This is a genomic window from Shinella sp. OV683, from assembly GCF_057787725.1.
Window position 1 is genome coordinate 3613584 of sequence record NZ_CM173543.1, and the last position, 14504, is coordinate 3628087.

Annotated in this window: 12 protein-coding genes; 7 read left to right on the forward strand and 5 right to left on the reverse strand. The window is 59.8% G+C overall.

Going from position 1 to position 14504, the window contains the following annotated elements; all coding sequences use genetic code 11:
- Positions 1 to 10: 10 nt before the first annotated feature.
- Genes ACXHRN_RS17510 through mutY form a run of 3 tightly spaced genes read right to left on the reverse strand, consistent with a single transcriptional unit; the run spans position 11 to position 2083 of the window.
- Entirely contained in the window at positions 11 to 379 is a 369-nt protein-coding gene (locus tag ACXHRN_RS17510; RefSeq protein WP_488637588.1) for a nuclear transport factor 2 family protein, read from the reverse strand.
- The gene (locus tag ACXHRN_RS17515; RefSeq protein ID WP_488637589.1) at positions 376 to 987 is read right to left on the reverse strand and encodes an HAD family hydrolase; all 612 of its coding nucleotides are present in this window, start codon (positions 985 to 987) and stop codon (positions 376 to 378) included. The genes ACXHRN_RS17510 and ACXHRN_RS17515 overlap by 4 nt, the downstream gene beginning before the upstream one ends.
- A 1-nt stretch (position 988) precedes the next feature.
- Positions 989 to 2083: an A/G-specific adenine glycosylase gene (gene mutY, locus ACXHRN_RS17520; RefSeq protein WP_488637590.1), complete on the reverse strand. Its 1095-nt coding sequence runs from the start codon at positions 2081 to 2083 to the stop codon at positions 989 to 991.
- A 299-nt stretch (positions 2084 to 2382) separates the two neighbouring features.
- On the opposite strand from mutY, the gene ACXHRN_RS17525 reads away from it, so the two are divergent.
- The 5 genes from ACXHRN_RS17525 (at position 2383) to ACXHRN_RS17545 (ending at position 10690) form a co-directional block, all read left to right on the forward strand.
- A complete protein-coding gene (locus ACXHRN_RS17525; protein WP_488637591.1) occupies positions 2383 to 2889 on the forward strand; it encodes a DUF721 domain-containing protein in 507 nt (168 codons plus the stop codon).
- A gap of 158 nt (positions 2890 to 3047) precedes the next feature.
- Positions 3048 to 3815 (forward strand): DsbA family protein, encoded by a 768-nt coding sequence (locus ACXHRN_RS17530; protein ID WP_488637592.1) that lies wholly within the window; start codon positions 3048 to 3050, stop codon positions 3813 to 3815.
- A gap of 84 nt (positions 3816 to 3899) precedes the next feature.
- Complete coding sequence (gene smc / locus ACXHRN_RS17535; RefSeq protein WP_488637593.1) at positions 3900 to 7358, forward strand: chromosome segregation protein SMC; 3459 nt, start codon at positions 3900 to 3902, stop codon at positions 7356 to 7358.
- Positions 7359 to 8114: 756 nt separating this feature from the next.
- Positions 8115 to 9380 (forward strand): nucleotide sugar dehydrogenase, encoded by a 1266-nt coding sequence (locus ACXHRN_RS17540; protein WP_488637594.1) that lies wholly within the window; start codon positions 8115 to 8117, stop codon positions 9378 to 9380.
- A 71-nt stretch (positions 9381 to 9451) separates the two neighbouring features.
- On the forward strand, positions 9452 to 10690 hold the full coding sequence (locus ACXHRN_RS17545; protein WP_488637595.1) for a glycosyltransferase family 4 protein: 1239 nt from the start codon (positions 9452 to 9454) through the stop codon (positions 10688 to 10690).
- Between the two features lie 202 nt (positions 10691 to 10892).
- Here ACXHRN_RS17545 and ACXHRN_RS17550 read toward each other — a convergent pair whose 3' ends face one another.
- On the reverse strand, positions 10893 to 11042 hold the full coding sequence (locus ACXHRN_RS17550; protein ID WP_488637596.1) for a hypothetical protein: 150 nt from the start codon (positions 11040 to 11042) through the stop codon (positions 10893 to 10895).
- Between the two features lie 143 nt (positions 11043 to 11185).
- On the opposite strand from ACXHRN_RS17550, the gene ACXHRN_RS17555 reads away from it, so the two are divergent.
- Positions 11186 to 12046, forward strand: a complete 861-nt coding sequence (locus tag ACXHRN_RS17555; protein WP_488637597.1) for a LysR family transcriptional regulator — start codon at positions 11186 to 11188, stop codon at positions 12044 to 12046.
- Positions 12047 to 12219: 173 nt separating this feature from the next.
- Here ACXHRN_RS17555 and ACXHRN_RS17560 read toward each other — a convergent pair whose 3' ends face one another.
- A complete protein-coding gene (locus ACXHRN_RS17560) occupies positions 12220 to 13209 on the reverse strand; it encodes a bile acid:sodium symporter family protein (RefSeq protein ID WP_488637598.1) in 990 nt (329 codons plus the stop codon).
- Positions 13210 to 13377: 168 nt separating this feature from the next.
- Here ACXHRN_RS17560 and ACXHRN_RS17565 point away from each other — a divergent pair, with 168 nt between their 5' ends.
- A complete protein-coding gene (locus ACXHRN_RS17565) occupies positions 13378 to 14394 on the forward strand; it encodes a CorA family divalent cation transporter (protein ID WP_488637599.1) in 1017 nt (338 codons plus the stop codon).
- Positions 14395 to 14504: the final 110 nt, after the last annotated feature.

Below are 14504 nucleotides of genomic sequence, written 5' to 3' on the forward strand. Positions count from 1 at the left end.
CGTAAGCCGATCAATAATCCGTCACGTCAATCCGCGAAATGTGGCCTTCCTCATCGAAGGTCAGCGTTTCCTCGCCGGTGCGGATGAGCCTTTCGCCGGTCTGGCTGTTGATGGCATTGAGTTTCCAAACGGAGCGGGCCACGCGCGGGGCAAGCGCCTCCACCAACGTGTCTTCGGCGACCTGGTTGGGATAGGCGTCGAAATACTTGCGAAATGCCACCATGATCGCATCGCGTCCATCGATCCGGCCACCAACGCCGCCGGAGACATAGATCGCATCATCGGCGAAGTAGCGCGCGATCGTGTCATAATCGAGCGTATTGATGGCGTTGTGGAAGATTGCCAAGTGTGCTGCGGGGTCGAAGGTTTCAGTCATCATGCTAGTCCATAGGTCTTGAGTTCGGCATCAAGCGCATCGGCGCCGGTGTAGTGAATCGCGTTCCAGCCATAGGCCCGCGCTGCCTCTATATTAGCAAAGGCGTCGTCGATGAAAAGCGTGTGGCTGGGGTCGAGATGGAATGTCTTCGTATGGGTATCGTAGATCGCCGGGTCCGGCTTGATCAGCCTGACGCGTGCCGAGACAGTGACGCCGCGCGGCTTCTTGAGAAATGGGAAGATCTCGCAGGCTTGGTCGAATGTGTCGTCGGCGAAATTGGTGAGCAAGGTCACATCGCGACCCTCGGCGATGAAGCGCTCGAGATGGGCTACGCTGCGCTCGTGTGCGTAAGGCACCATTTCATGCCAGTACTTGCGAAAGGCGCGGATATGCTCTTCCTTTTCCGGGAATTTTTCCAACAGCAAAGCTTCAGCTTCGAGCCACGTGCGACCACGGTCCTGCTCGACATTCCAGTCGTGGGTGCAGACATTTTCGAAGAACCATTTGCGCTCGTCGGCGTCCGGAATCAATTTGGCGTAGGGAAGATCGGGATCGTAATGAATGAGAACCTTGCCGATATCGAAGACGATATGGCGGATTTCAACGGGCATGTTACTTCCTTCTGGCTTTCAAGAATGCGTGTGGAATAGCGGCGGCAATTGCTTTTTTCATGACAGTCGGCAAGGCCTCACCATCAAGATTTGCAACCGGCTCCCACCAGTCATTAGTGCTGTTCGTGTGGCTACCGGCTTGAACCTCCGCCCGATAGATCGTCAGCCTCAACTCGAAATGCGTGAACACATGCGTGATCGTCCCCGCTGGCTTCCAGTCGGCGACAAAGGGGGCGGCGTCGCGACCAGTCTCGCCGTCGCGGCTTGCTGTCCAGCCCGTGGTCGGCACTTCGGTCATGCCACCAAGCAGGCCGCTGTCGATGCGCTTTCTCAGCAGCACGCGCTCGTGCCGGTCGATCGCGACAAAGGCCGCCCCAACCCTGACCGGCTTTTCCTTCTTGGCGGCTTTGACCGGGAAATTCTCCGGATCATCCGTGTGAAGCGCGAGACAATTCTCGCGCCAGGGACAGAGCGAACAGGTCGGCCGGCGTGGCGTGCAGATCGTCGCGCCGAGATCCATCATCGCCTGGGCAAAATCGCCGGGCCGCGCCTCAGGCGTCATCGTTTCCAGATGCGCCTTGAGGATGGGTTTGGCGCCGGGCAGTGCTTCCTTCACGGCAAATAGCCGCGAGACGACGCGCTCGACATTGCCGTCCATCACCAATGCACGGATATCGAAGGCAATCGCGGATATGGCGGCAGATGTATAGTCACCAATGCCCGGCAGACTCTGCAGCCCTTCGAGCGTGCTTGGGAACACGCCACCATGCTCTGCAACGACGGCCTCGGCGCATTTCTTCAGATTGCGGGCGCGGGCATAGTATCCGAGTCCTGCCCAGGCTTTCATGACATCCTCGGTGTCGGCTGCGGCAAGGTTGCCAACTGTCGGCCAGAGGTTTAGGAACTTCTCGAAATAAGCCTTCACCGCCTGCACGGTGGTCTGCTGCAGCATCACCTCCGACATCCAGATGTGATAGGGGTCGGGGCGCTTTCCGCGCGCATGAGCAGCGGGGCTGACGCGCCAGGGCAGATCGCGGTGGTGGCGGTCGTACCATGCGAGGAGATCGGCGGATTTCGGGTGAAGAACGTCAGGCACCGAGATAAGGCCCCCTCATCCGACCCTTCGGGCCACCTTCTCCCCGCTGGGGAGAAGAGGAGGCTTGCTGAGCCGCCTCTCGAAAAAGCAACGACCCAATCGTTTTGAGCGCCAAGTTGAACATGGACGGCGGGCACGCTCTTCCTCTTCTCCCCAGCGGGGAGAAGGTGGCCCGAAGGGTCGGATGAGGGGGCGCCGCAAAACAGGCGTCTGATTGAATGAACGTCATCCATTGCTGGTAGGACGGATCAGGGCTATGATTCAAGGACTAACAATCTTCACCGCTCGCCGGAAGCCTGATGTCCACATTTCAACGAAAAGGCGCGTTTCAGATCGCCGAGGTTGCCAATCGGCTGATCGATCCGGTGCTGGCGCGCAAGGCCGGTATCAACACCGCGCTGATCGGCTCGTGGGATGAGATTGCCGGTGCTGATTTTGCAGATTGCACACGGCCGGAGAAAATCACCTGGCCGCGCCGCAATTCAGAGATGACCGGCGAGAGCGGCGGCGTCGAACCCGGCATGCTGACCATTGCCTGCGAAGGGGCTCGCGCGCTTTTCCTCACCCATGCTCAAGGTGAGTTGATCCAGCGGATCAACGGCTTCTTCGGCTATCCGGCGATCCGCCAGATCCGCATCGTCCAGAAGCCCGTGACGCCGCTTCACAAGCTCCGTCGCAAGCCGCGCGCTCTCTCGGCGTCCGAAAATGCCCGGTTGGCCACGATCACAAGCGAAATCGAGAACGAGGGTCTCAAGGCGGCGCTCGACAAGCTGGGGCGGGCGGTGATCGGCAGCAAACGCAAGTGAATAATCGGTAATCCGTTCACAAGTTGGTGCGACCCCGCCATTTGCCAGTCACAATTGCTTGAACAGATGGGCCTTTGAACAGATGCGCCGACCGGGGGCTTGCGGCCAGATTTGCCACAGTATATCCCGATTGCAGATCCGAATTGCCAGGAGCAACCATGCCGATCCCCCTGACGACCATTTCCATTCGCCTTCTCGCCGCTGTTGCCATTGCCGGGCTGGGCGCTGCCCTTTCAGCCTGCAGCGACGGTACGGACAAGGAAGCCAGCAAGACCCAGGCGACCACCTCCGAGATGGCCAAGTCCTCCACCATGCAGGCCGTCGATCCGATCAAGACGGCTGCAACCACGCCGGACGTCAAGGTCCCGACGCCTGAGGGGAAGGTCGATATTGAAAAGCTGCTGGAACCCGGCGCGCTGCCGGATGTGTCGATCGGCAAGGACGATGCCAAGGTCACGATCGTCGAATATATGTCGATGACCTGCCCGCATTGCGCCCGCTTCCACAATGACATCTTCGAATCCATCAAGGCGAAGTATGTCGAAACCGGCAAGGTGAAGTTCATCCTGCGCGAATTCCCGCTCGATGCACGTGCTGCCGCGGCCATCATGCTGGCACGCTGCGCACCGAAGGAACAGTATTTCCCGATGGTCTCCGCTCTCTTCAAGAGCCAGATGACCTGGGCGACCGCCGAAGACGGCCGTGCAGCCTTGTTGCAGATGGCCAAACTTGCCGGTTTTACACAGGAGAGCTTCGAAGCCTGCTTGACGAACCAGAAGCTTCTGGATGATGTGAATAGCGTGCGGGACAAGGCTTCCAAGGACTATGGCGTGGATTCCACCCCGACCTTCTTTATCAATGGCAATCGCTATGCCGGGGAAATGAGCGTTGAGGAAATGTCGGCCATCATCGACGCCGCTGAGTAACATCAGAACCCTCGTTCGGACGGGCGGTGGCCATCGGCTGCCGCCTGTTTTTGTTTGCGGAGTGCGTGAGCCGGGGCGCGCCGCATGAGATTCACCAAACTGCGCATTACCGGCTTCAAGTCCTTCGTGGAGCCGTCGGAATTCCTCATCGAGCCCGGCCTGACCGGCGTCGTCGGCCCGAACGGCTGCGGCAAATCCAACCTGACGGAATCGCTGCGCTGGGTGATGGGCGAGAACTCCTACAAGAACATGCGCGCCTCTGGCATGGACGACGTGATCTTCTCCGGTTCCGGCCAGCGCCCTGCCCGCAACTCGGCCGAGGTCGGCTTGTTCATCGACAATTCCGACCGCACCGCGCCGGCTGCCTTCAACGATGCCGACGAGTTGCAGGTCACCCGCCGCATCGAACGCGAACAGGGCTCCGTTTACCGCATCAACGGCAAGGAGGCCCGCGCCCGCGATGTGCAGTTGCTTTTCGCCGACGCCTCGACAGGCGCCCGCTCGCCGGCCATGGTTGGCCAGGGCCGGATCGGTGAACTGATCCAGGCCAAGCCACAGGCGCGGCGGCAATTGCTCGAAGAAGCCGCCGGGATTTCCGGCCTGCATTCGCGCCGGCACGATGCCGAGCTTCGACTTCGCGCCGCAGAGACCAATCTCGAACGGCTCGAAGACGTCACGACGACCCTTTCCACCCAGATCGAGAGCCTGAAGCGCCAGGCGCGCCAAGCCAATCGGTTCAAACAGCTATCCGCCGCGATCCGCGCCGAGGAAGCCAAGCTGCTGCACATCCGCTGGTCGGAGGCAAAGTCCGCCGAGGGCGAGGCCGAAAGCTCCCTGAACCAGGCGACCAATCTCGTTGCCGAGCGCGCGCAGGCGCAGATGGAAGCTGCCAAGCAGCAGGCCATCGAGGGCCTGCGATTGCCAGAACTACGCGACGTCGAGGCACGCGCCGCCGCAGCCCTGCAACGGCTGACGATCGCCCGCACCCAACTCGAGGAAGATGCCCGCCGGCTGGACGTGCGGCGGCATGAACTTGAGCGCCGGATTACCCAGCTGGCCGCCGATATCGAGCGCGAGCGGCAGATGATCGCCGGTAACAGCCAGATCCTCGCACGGCTGGACGACGAGGAGCTTGATCTCAAGGAAACCCTGGAAAGCTCCGCCGAACGAGCTGCCGAGCTGTCGGAGTTCTTGCAATCTGCAACCGCTGAAGTCGCTGAGGCCGAGGCGCGGATGCAGGTGCTGACTTCGGAACGTGCTGAAGCCGCTGCCGGCCGTCAGCAGACCGAGCGTTTTCTCGCCGACCTCGCCCAGCGCCGCCAGCGCATCGAGCGACAGATCGGCGAGGCACGCAACGATCTCGCTGCGGTCGAAGGCAAGCTTGCTGCCCTGCCCGATCCGGACGCCAAGCGCGAGGAACTCGAGGCGGCCGAAATCGCCCACGAGGATGGCGTCACCGCCGTTGCGGCCTCGGAGCGCGCGTTGACCACCGCGCGCAATGCCGAGGCCGATGCGCGCAAGCCTCTGGATGCCGCGCGCGCGCGATTGCAGATGCTGGATACCGAAGCGCGGACGATCGCAAAGATGCTGGCCGCCGGTGGCACGCAGGCGCAGACGCCGGTCTCCGAGATGATTTCTGCCGATGACGGGCTGGAGACGGCGCTTGGGGCCGTGCTGGGCGACGATCTCGATTCGGCGCTAGACGATGCTGCACCCTCCTACTGGTCGATGCCGGGCGACGCCTCCAACGATCTCGCTTTGCCTGCGAGCACCAGACCGCTCAGCGACTTTGTTCGTGCGCCCAAGGAACTGCAACGCGGCCTGCGGCAGATAGCCCTTGTCGAGGAAAGTGCGGGCAACCACCTGCGGCTTGAGCTCAAGCCAGGGCAGCGGCTGGTGAGCCGCGAAGGCATGGTATGGCGCTGGGATGGCCATACCGCCAAGGCTGGCGCGCCTAGTGCCGCCGCCCTCCGTCTCCAGCAAAAGAACCGGCTCGCCGCACTTGAGGCCGAGAAGGAAGAGGCGGAAATCCAGGTCGAAGATTGCGAAACGCGTCATGGCGAGGCAGTCGATGCCGTTCGCCGCGACGAGGCCCGCCTGCAGAGCAACCGCGACATGGAACGCCTGCTGGCACGCAAGCTGACCGAAGCCCGCGAGGCCCTTCTTCAGGCCGAACGCGCCAGCGGCGAGTTGTTGCGCCAGAAGGACGCCGCTGAAAGCCAGATTTCGGGTTACGCTGGCCAGTTGGAAGAGATGGCGATTGCCGAGGAGGATGCACGCATCACGCTCGCCGATGCACCCGACCTCTCGCTTCTTGACAGCACGCTTCGCGAACAGGGCCTGCTCGTCGCCCAGCGCCGCGCGGGGCTTGCCGAGGCACGCGCCAACCACGATTCCGAAGCCCGAGAGAACGATGCGCGGCGCCGGCGGATCACCGCGATCGCAGCCGAACGGCAGGTGTGGAAGGACCGCGAGCACTCCGCCGGCCGCCAGATCGAAACGCTGGCCTCCCGCGAGGAGGAAGCGCGAATCGAGCTGGAAGACCTGCTCGCCGCCCCCGAAGAATTCGAGGACAAGCGCCGTGGTCTGCTCAACGAAATCACCAAGGCCGAGGCCGCCCGCAAGGATGCCGCCGACCGGTTGGCCGCGCAAGAAAACCTCGAACGCGAGGCCGATCGGGCCGCAGCACAAGCTCTGACGGGTCTCGCCGAGGCACGCGAAAAGCGCGGCCGCTCAGAGGAGCGCCTGCTGTCGTCGCGCGAGTGGCGCGTCGCCGCCGAAGCGCGCATTCGTGAGACGCTATCATGCGAACCGCATGAAGTGATGCGGCTGACGGGATTGCGTCCGGACGAAGCATTGCCGGAAACGCGTGTCACCGAAATCGAGCTCGAGCGGCTGAAGATGGAGCGCGAACGACTCGGCGCCGTCAACCTGCGGGCCGAGGAAGAACAGACGGAACTCACCGAAAAGCTCGACACGCTGGTGACCGAGCGTGACGACGTGATCGACGCCATCCGCAAGTTGCGCACCGCAATCCAAAATCTCAACCGTGAGGGCCGCGAACGCCTTATGACCGCCTTCGATGCGGTCAACGTGCAGTTCAAGCGGCTGTTTACCCATCTCTTCAACGGCGGCGAGGCGGAACTGCAGCTGGTGGAGAGCGACGACCCGCTGGAAGCCGGCCTTGAAATCCTCGCCCGGCCGCCCGGCAAGAAGCCGCAGACAATGACGCTGCTGTCCGGCGGCGAGCAGGCGCTGACGGCCATGGCCTTGATTTTCGCGGTGTTTCTGACCAATCCGGCGCCGATCTGCGTGCTCGACGAAGTCGACGCACCGCTCGACGACCACAATGTCGAGCGCTACTGCAACCTGATGGACGAGATGGCCGCGACCACTGCCACCCGCTTCCTGATCATCACCCACAACCCCATCACCATGGCCCGCATGAACCGCCTCTACGGCGTCACCATGGCCGAACAGGGCGTCAGCCAGTTGGTCAGCGTCGATCTGCAGACGGCGGAACGTTTGGTTGAAGTGGCGTGAGCTGACGATTGCGGTCGTGGAATATTGGCCGCAGATGTTCGTGGTGGATCGCAGTTGCAGTGACGGCAAGTGTGGTCATCATCCCTCAAAGTGACACCAGAGGCTGGGCGAGGTCGAAATTCTGACTCGTTGCCGGTTCTTATGGGGGCGCCCGAAAATGACGCCAAGCATGACTAAATTCGAATATTCTAAAGTAACTCTAAATGGAAAATTGGTGGAGTGACGTTTGTTGACGCTTTGCTTCTTGATGAATACATAGCAATTTCAGCAATAAGCTTGTGCAACAAGTCTTGACGAAAGTTTGGCGCTGTGACGCAGAAGGCAAGACGCAGCGTTGACACCGTGTGCAAAAAGTTCAAGAAGCTCGATTGACTTGCTAAACTTTTAATAGAGCACTTCGCCTTCGCACTTGCTCAATAATATCGAGGGCCAGATCGCGACGGCCGTCTTTATTCATATGCCCCCAAAAAAAGTTCGCAATTTTCCATGGAACGTATTCTATAAGGTCAAGCAACGAGATCCATTGATTATCGCCGAGCGAATGTGGATGTATGCGCCCTCCAGGATATATTTCAAGCGACCGGCGAGCACAGGGAAAGGCCGCAGGAACCCCCCAGCTATATTTGTTTGTAGGTATTTTATCCTATTCTTGGCATGCTTTGGACCAGTGGTTTGAGGTCGATTTCGGGCAATATTTAGGTTGCGGTGCAGCAAAAAATGCCATAGCCTTCCATTGTTGCACTCAGGAGTTCGCGAATGAAGATTGCCATTTTTGGTCTCGGCTATGTTGGGCTGACGGGTGCCGGCTGCCTCCTCAAGGAAGGCCATTCCATCGTCGGCGTCGAGCCACATGAAGATAAAGTGAAGATGATCCTGTCTGGTCACTCACCGATTTATGAGCCTGGACTGGACGAACTTTTGGCAACTGGCCTGGCCGAAGGCCGACTGACGGTCGTCACGCAGATTGGCAGCGTACTCGCCGATTGTGATCTTGCGATCGTCTGCGTGGGAACCCCGAGCGCTGCTGACGGCTCCCACAACATGACCTACATCGCCGAGGTATCGCGCCAGATCGCCATCGCGGTCTCCGTCGATAGACCAAAGCCGTTGACCGTCGTTTACCGCAGCACCATTCGGCCCGGTTCGGTCGATAATCTGATCGCTCCGATTTTCAGGGCGCATCTCAAAGACAAGCTCAACCAAGCCGTCGAGATCGTCTACAATCCGGAGTTCCTGCGGGAGTCGGTCGCCATCAACGACTACTTCAACCCTCCCAAGATCGTTATCGGCACCCAGGACGGCACACCATCGGAGACGATGACTGCGCTCTACGGCAATATTGCCGCCCCGACTTTCGTCACGGGATATCGTGAGGCGGAATTTACCAAATTCGTCGACAATACGTGGCATGCCGTCAAAGTGTCGTTCGCAAACGAGATTGGCCGCGTCTGCGTTCAGCTCGGCATCAGCGCCAAGAAGGTGCACGAGATCTTCGTCTCGGACCGCAAGCTGAACATATCGCCCTATTACATGCGCCCGGGCGGCGCCTTTGGCGGTTCGTGCCTGCCGAAGGATGTGCGCGCGCTCGCCCACATCTCCGAAGAGGTTGGCGCTTTCAACCATCTGGTCGATTCGCTGCTTCGCTCGAACGAAGCGCATAAGCGCTTTTTGTTCGACTATGTGACGCGTGACATCGCCGCAGACGCACGCATCCTAATGCTGGGCCTGGCCTTCAAGGCGGAAAGCGACGATCTCCGCGAAAGCCCGCAGCTCAACCTTGCGCAGCGGCTTATCACATCCGGCTACAAGCTCAGCATCTACGATCCGGCGGTCAAGCCGACGCAGTTGCTCGGCCAGAACATGGGCTACGCCTTCTCGCACCTGCCATCGATCTCCGATGTCATGGTTGATCGGGCGCAAGCGGAAACCCAGGACTTCGATCTGGTGATCGACACGAATGGCAGCCTGTCGAACGTGACGCTGAAGCCGTCGAAGGTGGTTCATACGCATACCCTGTCATAGCCGGCATTGGAGGATGCCGCCTCTGACAAGCAGAAAACGGTTGGGACAATTTAACCGCGAAAGAGATAGTTATGGCAGTCCTTGAACTTGGCGCGGAGGACATCTCCGCTTTGCCGCTGGCAAACCGCAAGGTATTGATAATCGTCGAGAATTTGCCGGTCCCCTTCGATCGGCGCGTTTGGCAGGAAGCACGAACCCTCAGGGATGCCGGCGCGCAGGTCTGCGTGATCTGCCCGACCGGCAAGGGTTTCCAGGAGCGCTACGAGTGCATCGAGGATATCCACGTCTACCGGCATCCGCTGCCGCTGGATGCCAGTGGCCTTATGGGCTATGTGGCGGAATATGGTGCGGCGCTGTTCTGGGAGACGGTGCTTGCCTGGAAAATCCTGTTCAAGCACGGTTTCGATACCGTGCACGGCTGCAATCCGCCTGACCTGATTTTCCTGGTGGCATGGCAGTTCAAGCTGTTCGGCAAGGCGTTCATCTTCGATCATCACGACATCAACCCGGAACTCTATGAGGCCAAGTACGAAAAGCGTGGCCTTCTCTGGCAGATGATGCGGGCGCTCGAATGGTTGACCTTCAAGTCGGCGCGTGTGGTGATCTCCACCAACGAGAGCTATCGCGAGATCGCCGAGACGCGTGGCGGCAAGCGCGCCGATGACATCTTCGTGGTGCGCAGCGGCCCGGACCTGTCGCGCTTCGTGGCCGTGGAGCCAAATCCGAAGCTTCGCAACGGCCGCCGGCACGTCGTCGGCTATGTCGGGGTGATGGGCGCCCAGGAGGGCGTCGATCTGCTGATCCAGTCCGTCAGCCACATCGTCCATAAGCTCGATCGCCACGATATCCAGTTCGTGCTGGTCGGCGGCGGCCCGAGTGTCAAGAGCCTGATTGCCGAAGTCGAACGGTTGAACCTGGCCGACTACATCACGTTCACCGGACGCGTATCCGACCACGATCTGCTCGAGGCGCTGTCGACCTCGGATGTCTGCGTCAATCCTGATCGCGTCAATCCGATGAACGACAAGTCGACGATGAACAAGATCATCGAATATATGGCACTCGGAAAGCCGATCGTGCAGTTCGACGTGACGGAGGGACGCCGCAGCGCCGAGACAGCATCGCTCTATGCGAAAGCCAACGATCCGGTCGATTTTGCCGAGAAGATCATCGAGTTGCTGGAAAAGCCGGAGGTCCGTGCGCGGATGGGCGAAGTCGGCCGTGCCAGGGTGGCGACGAAACTCGCATGGCCCTACCAGATCGACAATCTCATCGCCGCCTATCAGAAAGCTGCCGGCGTTCAGGCCTGATCGATTGAATCGAGTTCGAAATCAGAAAGCCCGGGAACGCTGTCGTTCCCGGGCTTTCCTGTCAAATTATATGGGCATGCGAATGAACGCGATACTAAAGCGCGTCGCGATCCGTCGGATTCGCTATCGCACTTTAGCTCTTTGTTTTGACGCATGTTTTAAACGCAAAACCGCTGCACACTTTTGCGCAACATGCTTTAGCTTACTGGTACCACCAGTAGCGGTTGCGCATCTGCTCTTCGGTTGAATTGACGAAGGCGTCGCGGCTCAGGCCGATATCATCGAACAGATGACCGTCGTTCTTGCGGGCCAGATCGCGCAGGCCGGCATTGTTCATCAGACCAGACTTCATTCCATATCCACGCAGTGTCTTCCACATGATGTGTGCTTCCTCGAACTCTAAATTTCTTATTGACCTCACATTATCCATCGCATTGACATAAGTGAAACGAATTGTTTTAATGCCTGCCATGCGAATTTCGAATGACTGGAGCGATGATGACTTATCTGGAAAGTGATCTTCTGCGCACCTTCATCGCGGTTGCCGAAACCAACAATTTTACCAAGGCCGCCGATATGGTCGGCCGCACGCAATCGGCCGTCAGTATGCAAATCAAGAAGCTGGAGGACGGCATCGGCAGTGCGCTGTTCGACCGTGGCTCGCGCGGCGTCACACTGACCAAGCAAGGCAACACATTGCTGCTGAAGGCGCGCCGCGTCGTCATGCTACTGGACGAGACCGCGGCCAGCATGCGCCAGCCAAGCCTGAGCGGCGTCGTGCGGGTCGGGCTTCCGGAAGAGTTCGGCTCGTCGGTTCTGCCTAGGGCCTTGCGGAATTTCGACCAGTTGCATCCCGGCGTCGAGATCATTGCCAATTTCGGCCGCTCGGCCGCCAATATCGACGCCCTGAATGCCGGCAAGCTCGATCTCGCGGTTGCCTATGAACAAGGCGACTACACGACAGGCGAGATCTTGCGCACTGATCCCACCGTCTGGGTGACGTCCGATCTGCACGAGACGCATCTTCGCACGCCCCTGCCGGTCGCCATGTATTCGGGTGTCGGCTGGTGCAGGACGCAGGCGCTGGCGACGCTCAAGGATTTCGAAAACGGCTACCGCTTCGCCTATATCAGTGACACCAGCAATGGCTTGCTGGCCGCGGTCCAGGCAGGACTTGGAGTAGCACCCATTTCGCGCAGCACCATCCCGGTCAATTGCCGCGAGCTGACGCTTGAAGACGGCTTTGCCGTCATCGACCATTCGAATGTCACGTTGCGCGTCAACAACCGCAAGGGCGACCCCGCCGTCACCGGCATGGCCAGCGCAATCCGCGAAGCGTTCAACAGCAGCGATTGATTCTGTTGAAAAAACTCCGGTCCCTCGAAGCGTCGGGAGACGGAACGACGAGAGGACCGGTAGCGGGGAACAGTAGTACCCGCAACGCTACCGGTGCCAAGGTTTGGTGGCCAACAAAATCCGCTGATGTCAGCAATTAGATTTTCTGATTGGGCGATTTTGGCTCAGCGGAGCTACTCCGCAGCCTTCAATGCTGCTTGCTGCTTTGCCGCATTGCTCGCGAATTTCTGGGCGAGATAGGCGCAGATCATCAGCTGTATCTGGTGAAACAGCATCAAAGGCAGGACGATCGCGCCAATACTCTGGCCGGCGAAAATGACATTGGCCATCGGCACGCCGCTCGCCAGGCTCTTCTTGGAACCGCAGAAGGTGATGGTGATCTGGTCGGCGCGGTTGAAGCCCAGCAGCTTGCTGCCATACATCGTAAACAGCAGCACGAAGGCGAGCAGCACGATATCGACGACGACAACCACCGCGATATCGGCGATCGAGAATTTGTGCCACATGCCTTCGACCACTGCCTTGCTGAAAGCGAGATAGACGACCATCAGGATCGAGCCGCGATCCACCGGCATCAGCAGTTTCTTACGCGCGCGGATCCAGTCGCCGATCCATGGCTGCAGAATCTGGCCGGCGATGAATGGCGCCAGCAGCTGTAGAAGGATCTGCTGCAGCACATCCCACGAGAACTGGCCATGCCCGCCGGCGCCGAACAGTACGCCAACCAGCAGCGGCGTCAGGAACATGCCGAAGATATTGGACGCGGAGGCCGCGCAGATCGCAGCCGGCACATTGCCCCCGGCCATCGAGGTGAAGGCGATGGAGGACTGTACCGTCGACGGAAGCACGCAGAGGAAAAGAATGCCGAGATAAAGCGGCTGCGGCAGAATCGAATGCGGAATGAAGCCGAGCGCCACGCCCAGCACCGGAAACACCGCGAAGGTCGTCAGCAGAATGACCAGATGCAGCCGCCAGTGCAGGATGCCGGCGATCACCACATCGCGCGACAGGCGCGCGCCATGCAGGAAGAACAGCAGGCCGATGGCAATGTTGGTTGCAACAGCGAAATAGCCGGCAAAAACGCCCTGTGCTGGCAGGATGCTGGCCAGCACCACGGTCAGCACAAGAAGAATGGTGAATGTATCTGGGAGGTAACGCCGCATCGCACTGTCGCTTTTGGATTGGGACTTTTGTGATAAGCGCAGAATTGCAGGCGGGCAAGACCCTTCGCCCCGGAAGTATTTGCTGATAGGATCATGCCGTAGGGTCACCCACCCGTTTCCGGGACCATTCGACGCCTTTTTCGGAGCCATTTCAGCATGCAGCAACAGATGAAGACGTCCGTAAGCTATGGCGACGAACCCGGTCTGCGATTCGCGCTGTTGTTTGACGGACATGGCGGCTGCAAGACGCTCAATACGGCGATGATGTGCGAATGGAAGCCGGAGGACGGGATCGTCTGGCTGCATTTCGAGCGTAACCACCCGGCGACGGCCGATTGGGTGACGACAAGGGGCGGCTTTGATCCGCTTGTCGCAGAAGCCCTGCTGGCGGAAGATTCCCGGCCACGCGTGGAGCCGATTGACGATGGCTTGCTGATCATCCTGCGCGGGGTGTGCGCCGCGCCGCCGGAAGAGTTGGAAAACCCACCCGCCGAAATAGATCTGGTTCCGATTCACATCTGGGTCGACCAGCACCGGGTTGTGACGTTGCGCGACCGCGGCCATTACATCACCGCCCTCAGGGATATTCGCCTGGCGCTTGAGAAAGGAAAGGGACCGAAGCAGACGGGGGAATTGCTGGCGCTGGTGAGCGACAAGCTGGTGCGCGATCTGGAGCCGGTGCTCGATGCCATGGACGAGGAAGTCGATGATCTCGACGATCTGATCTTCCACGGAGAAGCCAGCGAAGTGCGCGAGCGGTTGAAACAGCTTCGCAGGCGATCGGTGCAACTGCGCCGCTATCTCGCGCCGCAGCGCGACGCGCTCAACCGCATCGAACACGACGATGCGCCTTGGCTCAGGGAGCGCGACAAGCTGCGCTTCCGCGAAGTGATCGATAAGTTGATGCGCTTCATCGAGTATCTCGATGCCATTCGCGATCGCACCGGCATTTTGCATGACGACCTTTCCACCGTCATCTCAGAGCGCATCGCCCGCAATTCCAACCGCCTCGCCGCCCTCGCCGCGCTGTTGTTGCCACCCAGCGTGGTCGCGGGACTGTTCGGCATGAATGTCGGCGGCATACCCGGTGTCAACGAGACCTGGGCATTCGTGATCATCGTCGGCTTTGTGATCGTTACATCGGTCGCCACATTGTACATCCTGAAACGGATCAACTGGCTGTGAGTGTTTCGACCGCCGCTCGGTGGCGATTGCAGGCAGGCAACAACCTGTTATGCGTGGTCGACAAATGATTGATTTTTCAACAAAAGTCGTTTCGCCACCCTGGATTGTCG

What these genes read in the sequence shown, in the direction of transcription:
- ACXHRN_RS17515 (WP_488637589.1), bottom strand. Translation starts at nt 987, where the DNA reads ATGCCCGTTGAAATCCGCCATATCGTCTTCGATATCGGCAAGGTTCTC.
- ACXHRN_RS17550 (WP_488637596.1), bottom strand. Translation starts at nt 11,042, where the DNA reads ATGAAGTCTGGTCTGATGAACAATGCCGGCCTGCGCGATCTGGCCCGC.
- ACXHRN_RS17540 (WP_488637594.1), top strand. Translation starts at nt 8,115, where the DNA reads ATGAAGATTGCCATTTTTGGTCTCGGCTATGTTGGGCTGACGGGTGCC.
- ACXHRN_RS17565 (WP_488637599.1), top strand. Translation starts at nt 13,378, where the DNA reads ATGAAGACGTCCGTAAGCTATGGCGACGAACCCGGTCTGCGATTCGCG.
- ACXHRN_RS17560 (WP_488637598.1), bottom strand. Translation starts at nt 13,209, where the DNA reads ATGCGGCGTTACCTCCCAGATACATTCACCATTCTTCTTGTGCTGACC.
- ACXHRN_RS17545 (WP_488637595.1), top strand. Translation starts at nt 9,452, where the DNA reads ATGGCAGTCCTTGAACTTGGCGCGGAGGACATCTCCGCTTTGCCGCTG.
- ACXHRN_RS17510 (WP_488637588.1), bottom strand. Translation starts at nt 379, where the DNA reads ATGATGACTGAAACCTTCGACCCCGCAGCACACTTGGCAATCTTCCAC.
- smc (WP_488637593.1), top strand. Translation starts at nt 3,900, where the DNA reads ATGAGATTCACCAAACTGCGCATTACCGGCTTCAAGTCCTTCGTGGAG.
- ACXHRN_RS17530 (WP_488637592.1), top strand. Translation starts at nt 3,048, where the DNA reads ATGCCGATCCCCCTGACGACCATTTCCATTCGCCTTCTCGCCGCTGTT.
- ACXHRN_RS17555 (WP_488637597.1), top strand. Translation starts at nt 11,186, where the DNA reads ATGATGACTTATCTGGAAAGTGATCTTCTGCGCACCTTCATCGCGGTT.
- ACXHRN_RS17525 (WP_488637591.1), top strand. Translation starts at nt 2,383, where the DNA reads ATGTCCACATTTCAACGAAAAGGCGCGTTTCAGATCGCCGAGGTTGCC.